The following is a 15,851-nucleotide window of genomic DNA, read 5'->3' on the forward strand; positions in this document are numbered from 1 at the left end:
GTTTTTAAAAGGTTAATTTGTATTTACGGAGCGAAAACGCAGTTTTCTGCCCTTAGTTTATCTTAACCAATAGTACAAAAAATACAAGAAAAAACCAAAAAAGCCTGCCTACCGCCTGCCTGCCGGCAGGCAGGGTAGGCAGGCGCCTTTCTGGCGACTTTAGAAACTTTTTCATCTCTCGATCCTTCAATAAATTCAGGTCTTCGGCTCAGGCTCGAAGAGATGGTGAACCATTCGGCCCCGAGCTCATGGCCGAGGGGCTCGCCGAACCATAAAAAATGTTGGCTGCGGTGCGTATTTGAAAAAATCCGAATCCTTTTTTCTATAGCTTTGCTAAATCAGTTCTTTAATTAACTTTTCCTTGATTTCCGCCCCGAGAGCATAACTCACCTAGACATCATTTTTAATCCGTATTCCAGAACGGACTGGATATCGGGATTAAGAACGTCCGGCTCATAAATCTCAAGATACTTGATAACTTTCCCTTTTTCGTTCGGTTTCAACCCCTTGTCTATTGATAGTTTCAAGGCCCTGGCTGGAGAATCCGGGTTTCCCATCTTCTCAGGATTCCTAGTGGCCGACGTTGACATCTGAAAGCCGGTAACGATCTGGCCGCTATGGCTCCTGACTATGTCGTAGCCGGCACCGTCATCATCTTTGCCGGCGTTTAAGCCGCTGGTCTGTAGAGAAAACTGGCGGGGATAGTTAAGGCCTAAATTAATGACTTGTTCACGGGTCTTTGAACGCTCCTGGTTATCAATCTCGCCCTTTTCATTGATCGGCAAGCCCGGATAAAGGGCTAAGGAAAAATGCTGGTTTGGGAATATTTCTGCGTATTGGCTAAAAACCTGTTCCCAGGCGCTGATGTATTTTGAAGGCCGATAGCCATGAAGCAGCCACTTTTGAAGATCTTCCTCGGCGTTGGGAAGGGACATTTCAGCTGAAACCGAAGTCGGGCCGGCAACGGCGATGGCAACGAATTCTTGCTTTTCGCCGTAACGCCGGCTCACCTCCGCCAGGAAGCTGAACCAGCGGTCAAGATAAGTCTTGTCCCAAGGCATGGGCAATTTTTCATATTTGCCAGCGCCTTGACCGTACTTCCTATAGAATTTGTCATTTTCTGTTCCTCGTAAAGCCCATTCAGGGGTTTCGAACCCGGGAATAAGGATGAAACGGACCGATTTTCCATTAGCAGCCGCTTTCTCAAAAACCGTATCAAGCTTTTCCCAATTAAAGCTATTATCAATCAGCTCAATCTCTTTCCATCCAACCCTAAAGCTCAAACCGGAAATAAAAGGATTGCTATAAGTTTTATCGTCAAAGACGTCGGTCTCTTTAACAGCGAAGATGCCGCTAAACTCTGGTTTAGGGCCTGCCGGAGAGGAAGAGGGAAAGTCACTGGTTGCGGGCAGAACCGGCAAATAGTTTCTGATCACCAAACCAATGACGACAATAACCAATATCGCCAAGGTTATTAATAACGGCTTCATGAAAAAAGCGTTTGTAGTCACTTTATTCTTCGCACTCGCTTTCGCAGGCAAAAAGCTCTATGGGATCTTCGCTAAAATCCTTCCAGCAATTTTCGAAGCAGGATTTGCAGCTGCTGAATTCGGCGGTCTCAACCAGCTGGCATTCTCCGGCCACAACCCGGCAGCTGGCGTATTGGCGACAAATATCGCCAGGAGCATATTCAAAGGTGCAAAATTCCGGGGCTTTCGGACCGCAACTTATCTCTAATCCATGGCAGTTTTCTATGACGCACTGCGAGCTTTTATGGTCCTTCGACAGATTTGAATAAATCAGCGACCAGATGCTGACAACGGCTAATATGCCGACTGCCAAAAGACCGTAAAACAACTTTTTATTTTTAATTATATTTTATGTCTTTAATTTTTTAATGATATTTCTTTGGGCTGGCTCGACTCAAAGCCTGCCCCAATGGCGTATTTTAAAGGGTTTTTCGCCTTTTTAGTTAAGCAACTAATATCCCGAAGCAGAAATTTATTTTTGAGGGATTAAAAATATCTTCCTGACCAAATTAACGATGCGTTGGATATCTCCAAGTTTTTGCTCCAACCCCAGACCTTTGGCAGAAAAATTCACCGGCACGCTTAAGTCAACAGGAATGTCTTTGTCAATGCGTATTTTTTTGTCCGGGTCTATATTGAGCATGTCTTTTAAGGGAATTTCCATATCTACCTTAAAATTGTCGTTGATAGGAATATCCAAGCTGACCGGCACTTTTACAGATACGGGGATATCCATATCCAAGGAAAAAGGAACTTCAATCGGATAAATGCCGTAAAAAGGAACATTTATGTTTACAGTAACTTTTTGATCCCCTTTTACGGGAACTCTGGTATTTACCTCAAATTCTTTTTCAATGTGGAAAGTTTTATTTATGGGGACATACTGGTCTATTTTGACTGTCTGGGGCAGAATTTCATTCAAATCAATGATGTCTTTCAAAAACATATCCAGCTTAATGGGCATGGTTTGGTTTATGGCAATGTTGGCTGAAATCCCGGGGTCAATCAAAGAGGATATTTGCTTATCCATTGAGTCGCAGATAAGAGAAACTTGGCGCCTGACATAGAAAAATCCGCCTCCTATCGCCAGCAAAACAACTGCGGCCATAATCGCGGCCGATAATGGTAATGATTTTGAGTTTATGGAATTGGAATTATTTGATAACTATCTTCAGTATATCATATTGTCCAAAAAGGACTTTCTTTTTGTTTAATACCGGGCGTTATAAAAAAGGTACCTGACCCCTTTTACCTTCCTTCGGGTGGAAAAACTCAAATTTTATTGTGCACAAGAATCAAAGTATTTCCGACAACCACAAAATAATTATGTGGAAACGATGTTTGGAGATTATAAACGCTTAAAGGAATCGATATATTTGTCTTTTCTAAATTATATATTTTAACATCATTCTCGCCATATCCAACCATTTTCTCGCCTAAGTTTAATTCTCTAACTCGTTTCCAAGTTAAAGATCCGTCTATATTTCTTACGGCGATAGGATGTTCGGAGGTAACGCCCAATACATCGTTAATCAAATAATAATCACTTGTCATTCTTGCTCGGTATTTTTGCACCGTGGATATGACGTACTTATCATCTTTATAGTCATAGCCTATTATCTTATCACCAACTTTTAGATTTTCGATTGATTGGACACCGTTGGGTGTCAGCACTTTTGTTTCTTCGACAAAACTTCCTCCAGATGGAAAGGAATACCACATGACTGTAGCATATGAGTAGAAAATTATGCCCACAATGAAAAGTGCGGATAAGATAAGACTAAATATTCTAAATTTAAACTTATATTCTTGAGTAATAAATTTCGAAGCTAAAAAACCCACCCAAAAGGCGATTGGGAACCAAATAATTGCGAGCAAAATAAAGCCTTGAATCTCTGTTATCCATATCCCGTAATATTGTCGGATTGAAGTCGTCAGGAAGTATAACAAGTCGAACAAGAAAAAAGTTAAAACCGTTGTTAGTATTGATGTTCCAACAACAACAAGGGGGTTCTTAAGATTTGTGGTTATATTTTTCATAATTTTAGTTCGATTAATTTATTAATATTATTCTAACAATTCTTCAATTGAAACGCCGAGAGCTTTGATAATTTTGAGGTAAGTCGGTCTCTCGATAAAAAATGCTGACTGCGGGGATAATCTCCGGTACTTTGAACCGAAAAAATGACTCAAATTTCAAGGATGTTGATAAGAGTATATACGAATTAAGGGCTATGTTCAAACAACGTCCTGAATGGTTTGAAATTAATATTAACCCCGAGAGTTTAACATACGCTTTTTAACTCAAGTAAAGAAATAATTTTTGGTGTGTAATTATATTTGTTTTCTCTATCAATTAATATTGCTTCAAAACCTACTCCCTTGGCTCCCATAATGTCTTGGTCTAAAGAATCTCCAATCATAAGCACTTTGCTTGGCTTTACTTGCATGCCGCGTACTGCCAGTTGAAAAATTTTAGGGTCGGGCTTCATAAACCCTGCTTCGAAGGAGAAAATTTCTCTATCGAAATAATGTCTTAAATCCAACCTTCTCACCTGCTCTCTTGTTATTGGTGGGGAATTGGTTATCAAGACTAATTTTTTGCCTTTTTCTTTTAAGTAGCCTAAGACATCTTTTGTCTCTGGATACAGTTTAGAGCTAGAGTTGATAAGCCAGTCCTTGATAGATGTTAGCTCTTCTTCTGTTGTAAATATTTCCTTATCTACACGTACGAGAAATTTATCCAAAGAGGAATCTTCGGTATGCCACCGGACAAAAAGTTCTTTTAGTTTTTTGAATCGTTCTGATCCGAGCTTTTCTTCTAAACGTTTTCCAACGTTCTCTATGTCTTCAAGAAAAGCAATCGTATTCCAGAGATCAAATAATATAACTTTATACATACATATTTTGGGGCGGTGTGTATTTGAAAATATCCGAACCGAACTGGCTGGGCCCCGCCTGCGTTGACTCGGCCTTCGTAGCCACTCTCGCCTCGCCAGAGCCTTCGGCGGAGCGCGGGTCGGCGAAGGAGGCAACTTCGGCGGGCAGGTCGGCGGGCGGCCCCGCAACTATCTCGCTTCGCTCGAAGTGCGGGGTAAAAATTCCCCCTAGCCCCCTGGAGTTTACCCCGCATAATCCCGAAGGGATTTGTGCGGGACCCGCCTCGCCTTGCCTGCCCGACCGAAGCAGTGCGTAGGCGGGAAGCGGAAGCGGAAAGAACGATTTCAAGTTTTTCGTTCCGCTTTTAGCGGAACTCCGAGCTTTGCTCGGTTTGGCGGCAAATTTCCTATCTTTTATCTGCTATTAAAATAACAAATTTACAATTTAATGTATATGGAGGATTTGCTGCTTCAAAATCCTCTATAACTTCTGATTCATACATTTGTGCTTGATAATTTCGAAAAAGGTTTTTTAGAACCCTTTTGTGGACGGGGGACGTTTCACTTTTAAACAGAGTTTTAGTCATTTTTAATGTGTTGGCTTAATTTCCTTTCTATCTTTCTTTTCTCCATATATTTTTGACTATTGCTTCCCCATATCTCCTCACTATATGTTTTTTTAATTATCTGAGAGATAGTTAGTTTTTGATAGTTTATCTGCCTTTCTTTCTTGTCTTTTCCTAATCCTTGATAAAAGGAATCATCTGTTAAAAGTTCGTTTTCTTTTCCTTGGGCATAATAACCATAGCTTGAATAAGGATATTCTTGAGGTTTTTTTGTGATATTGGCTCTTACTGGATTTAATTCAATATATTTTCCACATTGAATAAAATATTCATCTTTTCCTACTGGCTTGTTTTTAAATCTGTTTTGCCAAAAGTGTCCTGTCCAGCCATACTTTTTCCTAAAATAATGATAATAGGAAAGATTTAGTTTTTTCATTAAAACAGAAAAATCTGTAGATTTATTGGTTTGGATTAGAAGATGGACGTGATTTGGCATTAAACAATAATGATAAAGATCAAAAGGATGTTCTTTTTTATATTTTTTAATCAAGTTTAGAAAATACAAATAATCTTCTTTTTCTCTAAAGATTACATTTTTATTGTTTCCTCTTGTTATTATATGATAGCAAGATTGAAATAAAAGAAAACGAGGTAGCCTTGGCATTGTTTAATTCTAACATGGATTAACTAAAATGACTAACTTCTTATTCAAAAGAGAAACGTCCCCTTTTAACGCCAAAAGAGAAACGTCCCCTTTTAACGTCCCCTTTTAACTTTTAACCTTCGGGTGAGGGGTTGACCATGGAGAATAGATTAAATATTTGATGAGTCTCGGCCTCTCGATAAAAAATGCTGACTATGAAACGTACAAATTGCTACGCAATTTTACGTTCCAGCCACGTTGAACGTAAGATTTTGCAAAGCAAAATCGACGTTCTTACGTGGCGGAGAACTATTTACAGTGTTATAACCTATTTTACGTTGAGAACTGTGTGTATTAATCGGTGATCCAATATATATCTACAGGACTATTTTGTTTATAATTATAGTTACTTAAGATTCTTGCCCTGTTTCCCGTAGCCATATCAAGCAATTCAACCGTAATTCGGTACGGACCTCCACAATCTATATCCCATGGCAGACAACTCGTATCTCCTAATAAGAGATATTTACCATCTGGAGATGCTGCAAGCGCATCGATACCAAATTTTTGTTTCTTCGGATATGTTTGTATTATTTCCTTTTTGTTTATGTTATAAATTCGAATCACATCCCGTCCTGATTGAGTATTCCAATTTGGAATATAGATATACGCAATTGTTTCGCTATTAAGCACCTGGAATCTATCTACATAGTCTAATCCTTGCAATCGAAGAATTTCTTTTGAAGAAACATTCAACTTATACAAAAATCCGTAAATTCTAATAAGCACATTGTTTTCATCAAGCCAATCTAAAACACTTCTGTGTTTCCAATGATAGAAAGAAAAATCATCACACTCGCTCTTAGGACGACCACCGATTTTACAAATTTCCTGAATGTTGGATGCGAGATCTACGTGAGTTGTAGTGTCATCGTGCGTGTTAATAACCTCTATGTTTTGTTGGGATAAAAGTGCAATCTGTTCTCCATTTTTAGAAAAACTTATGACATAGCCGGGAACATTTTTTTGAGTATCTTCATACCTTAAAAGAAATGTCTTACTGATGTTGCCTTGCGAGTCGCTTACAATGAGTTTCGGATCTGGCAATACACCCTTATAGCCCAAGACTTTTCTGTCTGCAGTCACTATAGCCTGATGCTGACCATCTCTGGAAAATATTCGTTCGGATACGACAAACCTATTCTCATCTATTGTTGGTTGTGTTAATGCGCTCTTGATAACTGACTGTTTAGCGATATCCAGCCATCCATCTATAAGATAAATCTTGGAATTTATGCCAGTATTGAACTGTCTGATTGTGTGCTGTTGCAGTATTTTATTACCAATGGAAAAAAATGTTACGATCAGAATAACTATCAATGCATACCGTAGAGTTTTTGAGGTCAATGCAGTTTTCACGCCATTAAATCATACCATATTATAGAATAGCGATCAAAGTGTGGTGTGCGTTCGAAAAAATCTTTACCCTGTACTTCTACTTCGGGGGACGATTTTCCACCTTCACTAAAGTTTCGGCGGACAGGCAAGTCTTTCCCTGCCCCGTACCGAATTCATTCTGGTGCGGGGTTTGCTTTGCCCTCCGTAGTTTTTACAAAGGATGGGGCGGCAAATTCTTTATTCTTTATCTGCTATTAAAATAACAAATTTACAATTTAATGTATATGGAGGATTTGCTGCTTCAAAATCCTCTATAACTTCTGATTCATACATTTGTGCTTGATAATTTCGAAAAAGGTTTTTTAGAACCCTTTTTGCATCATTTAAAGTATAAAGGGGTTCTTTGCCAAATATAATTAATTTTCCATTTAGAGAAGTTCTTTTTATGTCTGTTGCAAAATCAATTATTACTCTTCCGTTTGGTTTAAGAATCCTATCAATTTCAAAAATTATTTGTCGTAAAACTTCTTTTGGAAAAAGATGTAAGGTACCCGTGCAAAAAATGCCATCAAATAGACCGTCTTCGAATGGAAATTTCTTGGTCATATCGAAAGCTTTCGTATTTAATTTTTTCCTATATTCCTTTGGAGTATTGTGCCACAATTTACTAAGGGCACTTTCATCAATATCGGTAACGACAACAAAATCGGCTTTTTTTAATAGATTCAAATTATAGCGACCATCGCCAGCGGCGAGATTTAACCATTTGCCATGAATTTCAATCTTCCCCAAGAGTTCCATGGTATCTTTATCGCCAGTTCCCCAAATTGAAGTTTTAGCCGTTTCAAAATAATTAACTCCTTCGGTAAAGATATACTTATCTTCTTTTGGCTTATGGGGTCTTATTATTTTTTCCATAAAGGTTTTTTACAGAGGTTTTTACAGAGGTCAGACCTCTGTAAATTTTCAATTGTGGGAGGTCGGACCTCCCACATTTTTATCTCGGTCGGGACTATTTTAAGCAAAAATGAGACAAATGAGACACAGAAACAGGATTTTTGGTAATGTCTCATCATCTCGAAACAAGTTGCGCCGTGCTAAACCTCACATATATGGTTTAGCCCTCAATCAATAAAGCCATTACCTTCTTCAAAACCTTTTTGAATTTTAAGGTATGCATCCAACGAGTAGGCGGTACGCCTACTAAAAGTATTGTGTTCGTATAATTAGCGAATAATTTTCCTTGCAAGGCCCTTTTTAAATTATATGGCCTATTGTCCTTCTCCAATAGCCCGTTGTACGCATCTTTCTGGAACGCGATAATACTTCCTTTTTGTTTGATAAATCGTTCTATGACTTTTCGCACCCGTTGTCTCTCTGCGCTGGCTAATTGGTCAAATGCTTTTTTGCCGAACAAACGCCGCAGCCCCATGACCCCTGACCATTTTGGATCGCTGGCAGGACTAGGAAACGTAAAAAATACTTCCATCCCCACAACAAAAAGAGAGTCGTATTTTAGATTGAAAAAATTAGATTTGAATAAATCATTATCATCGCCTCCCCGTGGAGATATATTAATAATTCCAAGTTCCCTCATGACTTTCCAGAACCGATGTTCTCTGCCATTTCCCTCGAAAGCAAAATATATATCGGCCAATACGCTATGAGGAGCGGGATTGCCGAATAAAAATAAGATTTTGGGTTTATGGTCAGATAATTTTGGAATCCACGATTTGTGCAAATAAACCAGTTTGTCTTGTTTCCTTTCTATAACTTTTCCCAAAAAGCGATCTGCCTTAAAAAACTCGTTATAACGATTCCAGAATTTCTTCAAGTCATCTTTTTGGTATATCTGCGACAAATCAATCTCGCATACAAATTGCCCCCTAGAAGTGTTTTTATAACGAAAAAAGTTCATGAAAAAATCTCATCTAGATCGATTTTAAACTTTTCTGAAGACAGCTCTCAGAAAGTTTTTATTCCTTCCATTCTCTCGCCCAGCGTTCTATCGGGAATATATACCAGCGCATCCACGCCTTTGATTTCGATCATTTCGTAATCCTTTTTAAGTATTAACGTAAAATTACCGCTACTCCGCAAGTATTTTTCTTTAAACTGCTGGTAATCCTTGATTTTAAAATCCGGGGCGCCCCTTTGCGGCCTCGTTGCGTCTGGTTTCCTGATTTTTATCAGCGATAAAATTCCCGCTGGCGTTTTTATCGGTTCCTTCAATAGAAATGTTCTGCCTGTCCTAATAGTCTCTTTATCCACTTCCTCGCCTATGCTCTCAGCGGCAAGCTCCAAATCCTTGTACTCGTTTTCGTCTTTGGAAAAGATTGCGACGTAATCAATAACCGCTTCCTTTTCATCGGTATTGTTCTTAATAGCAGACAAACCCTGTTCAACTAAATAACACACAATTTTTTCTAATTCGCTTTTGTTCATATATTCATTTTATCAAAAAAGCGCCTTTCTGGCGACTTTAAAATTATAGCACCTGCTAAAAGAAGGCAGCGTATCAGACAAACGCGAATTACTGGCGAATTTACGGAGTAGGTTGAATTACAAGGATAAAAAAATTACCCTGATTGAGGAATAAGGAAAACAGAAAGAGCGATATAAATCGCTCTTTCTGTTTTAATCTTTTATCAAAGCAGTCGGGTCGCCACTCGCTCACGGCTAATCAGACCGCGCCGATAAAAAAATGTTGTCTGCGAACCTGGTAACGGTTAGTTAGGGAGTTGGATAAAGGAGGGCGTTATAAACATTAATTCGGCCGTAACCAAAGTAGTTATCTTGGCCCAGAGTTCCTAAATCACTGGCCGTGGCTTCAATAATATTTCTTACCGCATTTTTATCGCGAGTAGCATCTTGAGCGAAAAGCAATCCAGCCAAACCAGCAACTTGAGGAGCAGCCATCGAAGTGCCTGAACCAACATCATAATGGCGAGCACGACCATTTACGGTTCCAATATAGAATTTATAGCTGGGGAAGGTAGAAAAAATATTCTCTCCAGGAGCCGCCACATCTACTTGAGGACCTACGCTGCTAAAGCTGGCGATATCATCCTTATAATTAGTAGCCGAAACTGCGATGACGTTTTCATAGGCAGCAGGATAGATCACTGCGCCGCCATTGTTATTTCCAGCGGCGGCGACTATCAGTACTCCTTTCCCCCAAGCATAATTGACTGCATCTCTTATAGTCTGAGAATCACCGCTACCTAAACTTAAATTGATTACTTTAGCCCCGTTATCTACCGCATATCTAATTCCCTTGGCTTCATCGGAGGTAAAACCTATTCCCGAATCGCTTAAAACTTTAACCACCATAATTTTGATATTATCGGGAAAAGCAACTCCAGCTATCCCTTTGCCATTATTAGTAACGGCAGCGGCAATTCCTGAAACATGAGTGCCATGGCCGTATCCGTCGTGAGGCTTATTATTTCTTTTAGCAAAATTCCAACCCCAAGTATCATCAATAAAACCATTCCCATCGTCATCTTTTTTATTGCCGGCAATTTCAAGTTCATTTATCCAGATTTTACTTTTTAAATCTAGGTGAGTTTCATCAATGCCTGAATCAACAATGGCAATAACTGTAGTAGCCCAATTATAGTTAGAAAATTCACTCCAAGCTTCATCCCAATCAACATCAGCATCATTAGTACCAGCTCCTATTAATTTACTTGAATTAATTGGTGAATCTGGATTTCCTGAACCCTTATAAATCGTTTGAGCAATATTATTTAATGCCCACTGATTAGTATAAGCAGTGTCATTTGAACCTAAAGGATAAACGTAATAATCTGGTTCAACATAGACCACATCGGGTCTTGTTTGATATTCTTTAACTTTCTCCATAACCTTTCCTTCAGGTACCGCAATCACTCTGAAAGGTTCTTTGTCTGCCTTAAATTTAACAATCACTCTATCTGGAGCATACTTAGCTTGGTTATCGTTATTCGCTTTGCCGGTTGAAAAATCAGAAAACGCCATTATGTTAACAGTAAGAACCAAGCTGATTATTATTACCAGTGAGAATAATGTGATAAAAAGTTTTTTCCTAATCATATTTAATTAAAGAGTTAAATTTTAAATTTTTCGACATTTTGGTTTACCTATTTTAAAGATAAATCAATCTATGCCGACTGTCAAGCCAAAATAAAAACTCGTCTATGCGCTGTCTGTCCCGAACAAAATTCGAACCACTCGGGTCGCTGACCACTCGCGATCACTCGGGTCATGCCGATAAAAAGTTGTCAATGCGGAAGGGGTGGGATTCGAACCCACGGACCCCGTGAGGAGCATGGTTCTCCAAACCATTCCATTTGACCGCTCTGGCACCCTTCCTAGATTTAAACTTCTTCTTTTGTTTCCTTTTTTATAATCAACCAATGGTACAGGTAAAGCGGCAGGCCAACCAAGATCATCGCCAAAGACTGAGAAATCTCTCTTTGCCTTTGCTGGGCTAAATAATCAAATTTGCTTTCTTGCTCCTGCCAGTTTTTATAGTCTTTCAGCCAATCGGCAATCTCTTGTTTTTGCTCCAAAGTCAGATCGCATTTATCCTGGCATTTTTCAATTGTCGAAACCAAATTTTCTTCTGTCATTGTCTTGCCATCAGGTAAGAAAGAAATCACCGGCGGCTTGAGATTATAGTTTAATTCCTGGTCTGCCTTGGTAAAAATAAAAGCTTTTAAGGCAAGGTTTGTCAGCTTTACCGCGCCTATGGTTATTAATACCAAACCGATTAGGGCAAAAAGATAAAGATAAATTGTTCGGATTAAAGGTTGTTTCATATTTAAACGCTCATCTGACTCAAGGCTCTGATTCTTTCCTCGATTGGCGGGTGCGTAGAAAACAATTTCACCAGCCAGCTTGTTGTCTGTTTGCCGCGAAACGGACTGGCAATAAAAAGATGGGCGGTTGAGTCGCTGGCAACCCGCAAAGGCGACTGATCCCGGCTGATCTTTTCCAAAGCGCTGGCAAGACCTTCGGGATAACGGGTGAGCAAAACTCCGGAGGCGTCGGCCAAAAACTCCCTTTTTCTGGAAATCGCCAACTGAATCAAGGCGGCGGCAATCGGAGCGAGAATGACGGCGACAAAACCAATTAGCGCCAAGATGCCGCCAGCACGGTTGTTGTTATCCCTCTTCCCGCCGCCAAAACGACCTATTCTGAAAAACATATTTGCCAGCATAGAAATAATGCCGACCAAAATCACGGTCACGGTCATCACCAAAGAATCGCGGTTGCCAATATGCGACAACTCGTGCGCTAGGACGCCCTCTAATTCCGGTTTATCCAACTTTTCCAAAAGTCCCCTAGTAACCACTATTGCCGCGTGTTTAGGATCTCTGCCCGTGGCAAAAGCATTGGGCTGGCTTTCTTCAAGCAGATAAAACTTGGGAAGAGGTAGGCCGGAAGCAATAGTCAGGTTTTCCAGTATATGGTACAGCTCCGGGTTTTCCTGATGGCTGACTGGCTTTGCCCGAGTTATGGCCAGAATAATTTTGTCAGAATACCAGTAGCTCAAAATACTCTGCAAAACACTAAACCCCACCGCAAAATACAAGATGCTTTGATTGCCGTAATAATAGCTGAAAAACCAGCCCAGAGCGATTATTAGAACCAAAAACGATCCCAGCAGAATCCAGGTTTTGCGGACATTCGCGCCGGCAAAAGTATAAGTAGTCATACGACTTTAAAACTTGACGCTGACTGGCTGTTTTTCGGCCTCAGAAGCGGTTTCAAAGAACTCGGGAGCCTTGAAACCGAAAGCTCCAGCGACCAAATTACTCGGGAATGTCTGGACGGCAATACTCATGTCCCGAATATTGGCGTTGTAAAACCTCCTCGAAGCCTGGATTTTGTCTTCGGTGTCGGTTAATTCGCTCTGAAGCTTGGTAAAACTTTCAACCGCTCTTAATTGCGGATAGTTTTCTGCCACGGCAAACAAAGATTTTAAGGTCTGGGAAAGCATGTTTTCGGCTTCAGCGTGCTCTTTCATGGTCTTGGCTCCCATGGCTGCGGTCCTGGCCTGGGTGACTTTTTCAAAGACTCCGGATTCGTGGGCGGCGTATCCTTTGACCGTTTCCACTAAATTGGGAATCAGGTCATACCTTCTTTTTAGCTGGACTTCGATGTCAGACCAGGCTTCTTTGACTCTCTGCCTCAAAACGACCAATTTGTTGTAGGCGAAAACCAGCCAGATTACCAGAACGGCTAAAACTAACAAAGCGATTTGTAAAGGAAACATATTTAAAAGTTTAAGTTGTTAATGCTAAAGAGTCGACTTTTCTCTTTCATCTTACCAGAAAAAACCGGCTTGGCAACTGAAAGTCGCTGAAAATGAAGACGGAGGAGACCCGGTCTCCTCCGTCTTCCGGTTATCAGTTATAGGTTATTGGTTATCGGTTATTGGTCGGTCATTAGTAGTCTTCTCCCATGCCCATGCCGCCCATTCCACCCGACATTCCGTGCTGTTTTTTATCTTCGGGTTTTTCGGCAATTACCGCCTCGGTCGTGAGCAACATGCTCGCGGCAGAGACCGCGTTTTCCAAAGCGGTCCTGACCACTTTGGTCGGATCAATAATGCCAGCTTCTATCAAGTCCTTGTATTCCATGGCCGCGGCGTCAAAGCCAAAACCGTCTTGTCTCTTTTTCACTTCTTCGCAAACGACCGCGCCGTCTAAGCCCGCGTTCTGGACAATCTGGCGGATCGGTTCTTCTAAGGCCCGCTTTAAGATATCTGCCCCCGTCTTTTCGTCGCCGCTAAGTTTTATTTCTGCCAAAGCCGGCAAGCATCTAAGCAAAGCCACGCCGCCTCCGGGTACAACACCCTCTTCAATAGCCGCCCTGGTGGCATTTAAAGCGTCTTCGGTCTTGTGCTGCTTGGATTTTTGCTCGACCTCGGTCGCCGCCCCAACCTTGATTACGGCCACCCCGCCGGCCAGCTTTGCCAAACGCTCTTGTAGTTTTTCTTTGTCAAAGTCGGAAGTAGTGGTTTTTAATTCATTCCTAATCTGCTGGATTCTCGAGTCAATTTCTTCTTTTTTGCCCTTGCCTTCGATAATAGTCGTATTTTCCTTGTCAGCCACAACCTTACGGGCGCTGCCTAACATTTTCAAATCAATATTTTCCAGCTTCAATCCCAGTTCCTCGGAAATCATCTGGCCGCCGACTACCGCGGCAATATCCAAAAGCTGTTCCTTTCTTCTGTCGCCAAAACCCGGAGCTTTAACCGCCAAACAATTGAAAGTGCCCCTTAATTTATTAACCACCATGGTGGCCAAAGCGTCACCTTCAATCTCTTCGGCAATAATGACCAGATCTTTTTTGCCGGTCTGGGCGACTTTTTCCATCACCGGCAGGATTTCCTGCAAAGACGAGATTTTCTTTTCGGTCACTAAAATATAAGGGTCTTCCAGTTCCGCTTTCATGCGCTCTAAGTTGGTAACCATGTAAGCGGAAACATAGCCCTTGTCAAACTGCAGGCCTTTGACTACTTCTTTTTCCAAACCCAACTTTTGCGATTCCTCAACCGTGACGACGCCGTCTTTGCCGACTTCGTCAATTACTTGAGCAATTAGGTTTCCGATTTCTTCGTCTGCGGCAGAAATCGTCGCCACCTGGGCGATCTCGTTTTTGCCGGAAATCGGTTTTGCCATTTGTTTTAAGGACTCAATGACTTTGTCTTTAGCTTTTTCAATGCCCCGCTTTAAAGCCATGGGGTCTGCGCCGGCAGCGACGTTTTTCAAACCGGCGGCAATAATTGCTTGAGCCAAAACAACAGCGGTGGTGGTACCGTCGCCGGCAATATCATTGGTTTTTTCCGCCACTTCCTTGACTATCTCGGCCCCTAAGTTTTCTGTCCTATCTTCAAGCTCAACTTCTTTGGCAACGGTCACCCCGTCGTTGGTAATGGTTGGAACGCCAAAACCTTTATCCAAAACCACGTTTCTGCCTTTGGGGCCCAAAGTGATTTTGACGGCGTCGGCAAGTTTGTCCACGCCGGCTTTGAGTTTTTTGCGCGCGGTTTCCTGATAAAAAATTTGCTTAGACATAGTTTAGAAATTAGAATAATTAGGTTAATTAGAAATTTCGCGATTTTATTCTATTATCGCCAGTATGTCCTCCTCTTTGGCGATGAGATATTCCTTCCCTTCAATCTTAAATTCATTGGGGCCGTATTTGGTGAACAAAACCTTGTCGCCGACTTTGACGTGAAGGGGAATGACCTTGCCTGAAGCGACAGTCCGGCCCGGGCCGACGGCAATAATTTTGCCTTGTTCCGGCCTTTCTTTTTCGGCAGACTCGGGCAAAATGATCCCGGCCTTGGTTTTCTCCTCATAAGGAAGAGGTTCGATTAAAACGCGGTCTGACAATGGCTTGATAGTCATAGTAATTAAGTGGTTAAGTGAATAAGTGATTAGCAGTTAATGGTTTTGATTGCTAATTTCATCATTATAGATTCTATGGAAGGAAAAAGAACGTGTCAAGGGGTTGACAAAAATAGGAATGAATGCTTTAAATTGGTTAAACCCAAACCACCAGAAAGGATGGTAAAAATGAGACAAGCTACCGTGATCAAAATAAAAAACGTAAAGTACATTGCTGGCCTCGATGAAGCCGTGCGATCCCTCGGGCTAGTACTGGTAGCCGATGAAACGCACCAGAAAACATTCTTCATCACGGAGGACGGCCGATGGCCGGTCCTGCGCCCAGAGTTTCACGAGGCCCTCCGCAGAATTGAAGGCGTCACCAAGGTCGAAACGACCAAGGTGATAATCGCAATTGCTCATTAGACAGAACACAACGTCGAAAACTT

General features: G+C 41.2%; 18 protein-coding genes and 1 tRNA gene. 2 read left to right on the forward strand and 17 right to left on the reverse strand.

From position 1 onward, the window contains the following. Positions 1–52: 52 nt before the first annotated feature. Positions 53–175, reverse strand: a complete 123-nt coding sequence (locus Q8N16_02670; GenBank protein ID MDP3093645.1) for a hypothetical protein — start codon at positions 173–175, stop codon at positions 53–55. Positions 176–386: 211 nt separating this feature from the next. After that, positions 387–1,490 carry a beta-galactosidase gene (locus Q8N16_02675; GenBank protein ID MDP3093646.1) on the reverse strand — a complete coding sequence of 368 codons (1,104 nt, stop codon included), beginning with the start codon at positions 1,488–1,490 and terminating at the stop codon, positions 387–389. Here Q8N16_02675 and Q8N16_02680 point away from each other — a divergent pair. Further along, positions 1,489–1,737: a hypothetical protein gene (locus Q8N16_02680; protein MDP3093647.1), complete on the forward strand. Its 249-nt coding sequence runs from the start codon at positions 1,489–1,491 to the stop codon at positions 1,735–1,737. The genes Q8N16_02675 and Q8N16_02680 overlap by 2 nt on opposite strands. A gap of 264 nt (positions 1,738–2,001) precedes the next feature. Here Q8N16_02680 and Q8N16_02685 read toward each other — a convergent pair whose 3' ends face one another. From Q8N16_02685 to Q8N16_02755, 15 genes are all read right to left on the reverse strand, one after another. Next, a complete protein-coding gene (locus Q8N16_02685) occupies positions 2,002–2,637 on the reverse strand; it encodes a hypothetical protein (GenBank protein ID MDP3093648.1) in 636 nt (211 codons plus the stop codon). Positions 2,638–2,801: 164 nt separating this feature from the next. Then, positions 2,802–3,569, reverse strand: a complete 768-nt coding sequence (locus Q8N16_02690; GenBank protein MDP3093649.1) for a polymorphic toxin-type HINT domain-containing protein — start codon at positions 3,567–3,569, stop codon at positions 2,802–2,804. Between the two features lie 245 nt (positions 3,570–3,814). Further along, positions 3,815–4,429, reverse strand: coding sequence for an HAD family hydrolase (locus Q8N16_02695; protein ID MDP3093650.1), 615 nt, complete (start codon positions 4,427–4,429; stop codon positions 3,815–3,817). 558 nt (positions 4,430–4,987) lie between these two features. Continuing rightward, on the reverse strand, positions 4,988–5,638 hold the full coding sequence (locus Q8N16_02700) for a transposase (protein ID MDP3093651.1): 651 nt from the start codon (positions 5,636–5,638) through the stop codon (positions 4,988–4,990). A 333-nt stretch (positions 5,639–5,971) separates the two neighbouring features. Then, the gene (locus Q8N16_02705; GenBank protein MDP3093652.1) at positions 5,972–6,997 is read right to left on the reverse strand and encodes a hypothetical protein; all 1,026 of its coding nucleotides are present in this window, start codon (positions 6,995–6,997) and stop codon (positions 5,972–5,974) included. Positions 6,998–7,252: 255 nt separating this feature from the next. Continuing rightward, on the reverse strand, positions 7,253–7,933 hold the full coding sequence (locus tag Q8N16_02710) for a class I SAM-dependent methyltransferase (GenBank protein MDP3093653.1): 681 nt from the start codon (positions 7,931–7,933) through the stop codon (positions 7,253–7,255). A 199-nt stretch (positions 7,934–8,132) separates the two neighbouring features. After that, entirely contained in the window at positions 8,133–8,933 is an 801-nt protein-coding gene (locus Q8N16_02715; GenBank protein ID MDP3093654.1) for a hypothetical protein, read from the reverse strand. Between the two features lie 47 nt (positions 8,934–8,980). Continuing rightward, the gene (locus tag Q8N16_02720) at positions 8,981–9,460 is read right to left on the reverse strand and encodes a hypothetical protein (protein MDP3093655.1); all 480 of its coding nucleotides are present in this window, start codon (positions 9,458–9,460) and stop codon (positions 8,981–8,983) included. A 288-nt stretch (positions 9,461–9,748) separates the two neighbouring features. After that, complete coding sequence (locus Q8N16_02725) at positions 9,749–11,092, reverse strand: S8 family serine peptidase (GenBank protein ID MDP3093656.1); 1,344 nt, start codon at positions 11,090–11,092, stop codon at positions 9,749–9,751. 194 nt (positions 11,093–11,286) lie between these two features. Then, a tRNA-Ser gene (locus tag Q8N16_02730) sits at positions 11,287–11,371 on the reverse strand. 5 nt (positions 11,372–11,376) lie between these two features. Beyond that, positions 11,377–11,820, reverse strand: coding sequence for a hypothetical protein (locus Q8N16_02735; GenBank protein ID MDP3093657.1), 444 nt, complete (start codon positions 11,818–11,820; stop codon positions 11,377–11,379). Between the two features lie 2 nt (positions 11,821–11,822). Beyond that, positions 11,823–12,719 carry a M48 family metallopeptidase gene (locus tag Q8N16_02740; protein MDP3093658.1) on the reverse strand — a complete coding sequence of 299 codons (897 nt, stop codon included), beginning with the start codon at positions 12,717–12,719 and terminating at the stop codon, positions 11,823–11,825. A 6-nt stretch (positions 12,720–12,725) separates the two neighbouring features. Further along, positions 12,726–13,280, reverse strand: coding sequence for a LemA family protein (locus tag Q8N16_02745; GenBank protein MDP3093659.1), 555 nt, complete (start codon positions 13,278–13,280; stop codon positions 12,726–12,728). Between the two features lie 172 nt (positions 13,281–13,452). After that, entirely contained in the window at positions 13,453–15,087 is a 1,635-nt protein-coding gene (gene groL / locus Q8N16_02750; protein ID MDP3093660.1) for a chaperonin GroEL, read from the reverse strand. A gap of 45 nt (positions 15,088–15,132) precedes the next feature. Continuing rightward, on the reverse strand, positions 15,133–15,423 hold the full coding sequence (locus Q8N16_02755; protein MDP3093661.1) for a co-chaperone GroES: 291 nt from the start codon (positions 15,421–15,423) through the stop codon (positions 15,133–15,135). Between the two features lie 75 nt (positions 15,424–15,498). Here Q8N16_02755 and Q8N16_02760 point away from each other — a divergent pair, with 75 nt between their 5' ends. Then, entirely contained in the window at positions 15,499–15,828 is a 330-nt protein-coding gene (locus Q8N16_02760; GenBank protein ID MDP3093662.1) for a hypothetical protein, read from the forward strand. The last annotated feature ends 23 nt before the right edge of the window (positions 15,829–15,851 follow it).

The sequence above is a fragment of the bacterium genome (assembly GCA_030693425.1).
Taxonomy (GTDB): domain Bacteria; phylum Patescibacteriota; class Minisyncoccia; order Minisyncoccales; family GWA2-46-15; genus GWA2-46-15.

Coding starts and splice junctions, on each gene's coding strand:
- Q8N16_02695 (MDP3093650.1), bottom strand. CDS start 4,429: ATGTATAAAGTTATATTATTTGATCTCTGGAATACGATTGCTTTTCTT.
- Q8N16_02685 (MDP3093648.1), bottom strand. CDS start 2,637: ATGGCCGCAGTTGTTTTGCTGGCGATAGGAGGCGGATTTTTCTATGTC.
- Q8N16_02740 (MDP3093658.1), bottom strand. CDS start 12,719: ATGACTACTTATACTTTTGCCGGCGCGAATGTCCGCAAAACCTGGATT.
- Q8N16_02680 (MDP3093647.1), top strand. CDS start 1,489: ATGAAAAAAGCGTTTGTAGTCACTTTATTCTTCGCACTCGCTTTCGCA.
- Q8N16_02675 (MDP3093646.1), bottom strand. CDS start 1,490: ATGAAGCCGTTATTAATAACCTTGGCGATATTGGTTATTGTCGTCATT.
- groL (MDP3093660.1), bottom strand. CDS start 15,087: ATGTCTAAGCAAATTTTTTATCAGGAAACCGCGCGCAAAAAACTCAAA.
- Q8N16_02720 (MDP3093655.1), bottom strand. CDS start 9,460: ATGAACAAAAGCGAATTAGAAAAAATTGTGTGTTATTTAGTTGAACAG.
- Q8N16_02670 (MDP3093645.1), bottom strand. CDS start 175: ATGAAAAAGTTTCTAAAGTCGCCAGAAAGGCGCCTGCCTACCCTGCCT.
- Q8N16_02710 (MDP3093653.1), bottom strand. CDS start 7,933: ATGGAAAAAATAATAAGACCCCATAAGCCAAAAGAAGATAAGTATATC.
- Q8N16_02760 (MDP3093662.1), top strand. CDS start 15,499: ATGGAAGGAAAAAGAACGTGTCAAGGGGTTGACAAAAATAGGAATGAA.
- Q8N16_02735 (MDP3093657.1), bottom strand. CDS start 11,820: ATGAAACAACCTTTAATCCGAACAATTTATCTTTATCTTTTTGCCCTA.
- Q8N16_02700 (MDP3093651.1), bottom strand. CDS start 5,638: ATGCCAAGGCTACCTCGTTTTCTTTTATTTCAATCTTGCTATCATATA.
- Q8N16_02725 (MDP3093656.1), bottom strand. CDS start 11,092: ATGATTAGGAAAAAACTTTTTATCACATTATTCTCACTGGTAATAATA.
- Q8N16_02755 (MDP3093661.1), bottom strand. CDS start 15,423: ATGACTATCAAGCCATTGTCAGACCGCGTTTTAATCGAACCTCTTCCT.
- Q8N16_02690 (MDP3093649.1), bottom strand. CDS start 3,569: ATGAAAAATATAACCACAAATCTTAAGAACCCCCTTGTTGTTGTTGGA.
- Q8N16_02715 (MDP3093654.1), bottom strand. CDS start 8,933: ATGAACTTTTTTCGTTATAAAAACACTTCTAGGGGGCAATTTGTATGC.
- Q8N16_02745 (MDP3093659.1), bottom strand. CDS start 13,280: ATGTTTCCTTTACAAATCGCTTTGTTAGTTTTAGCCGTTCTGGTAATC.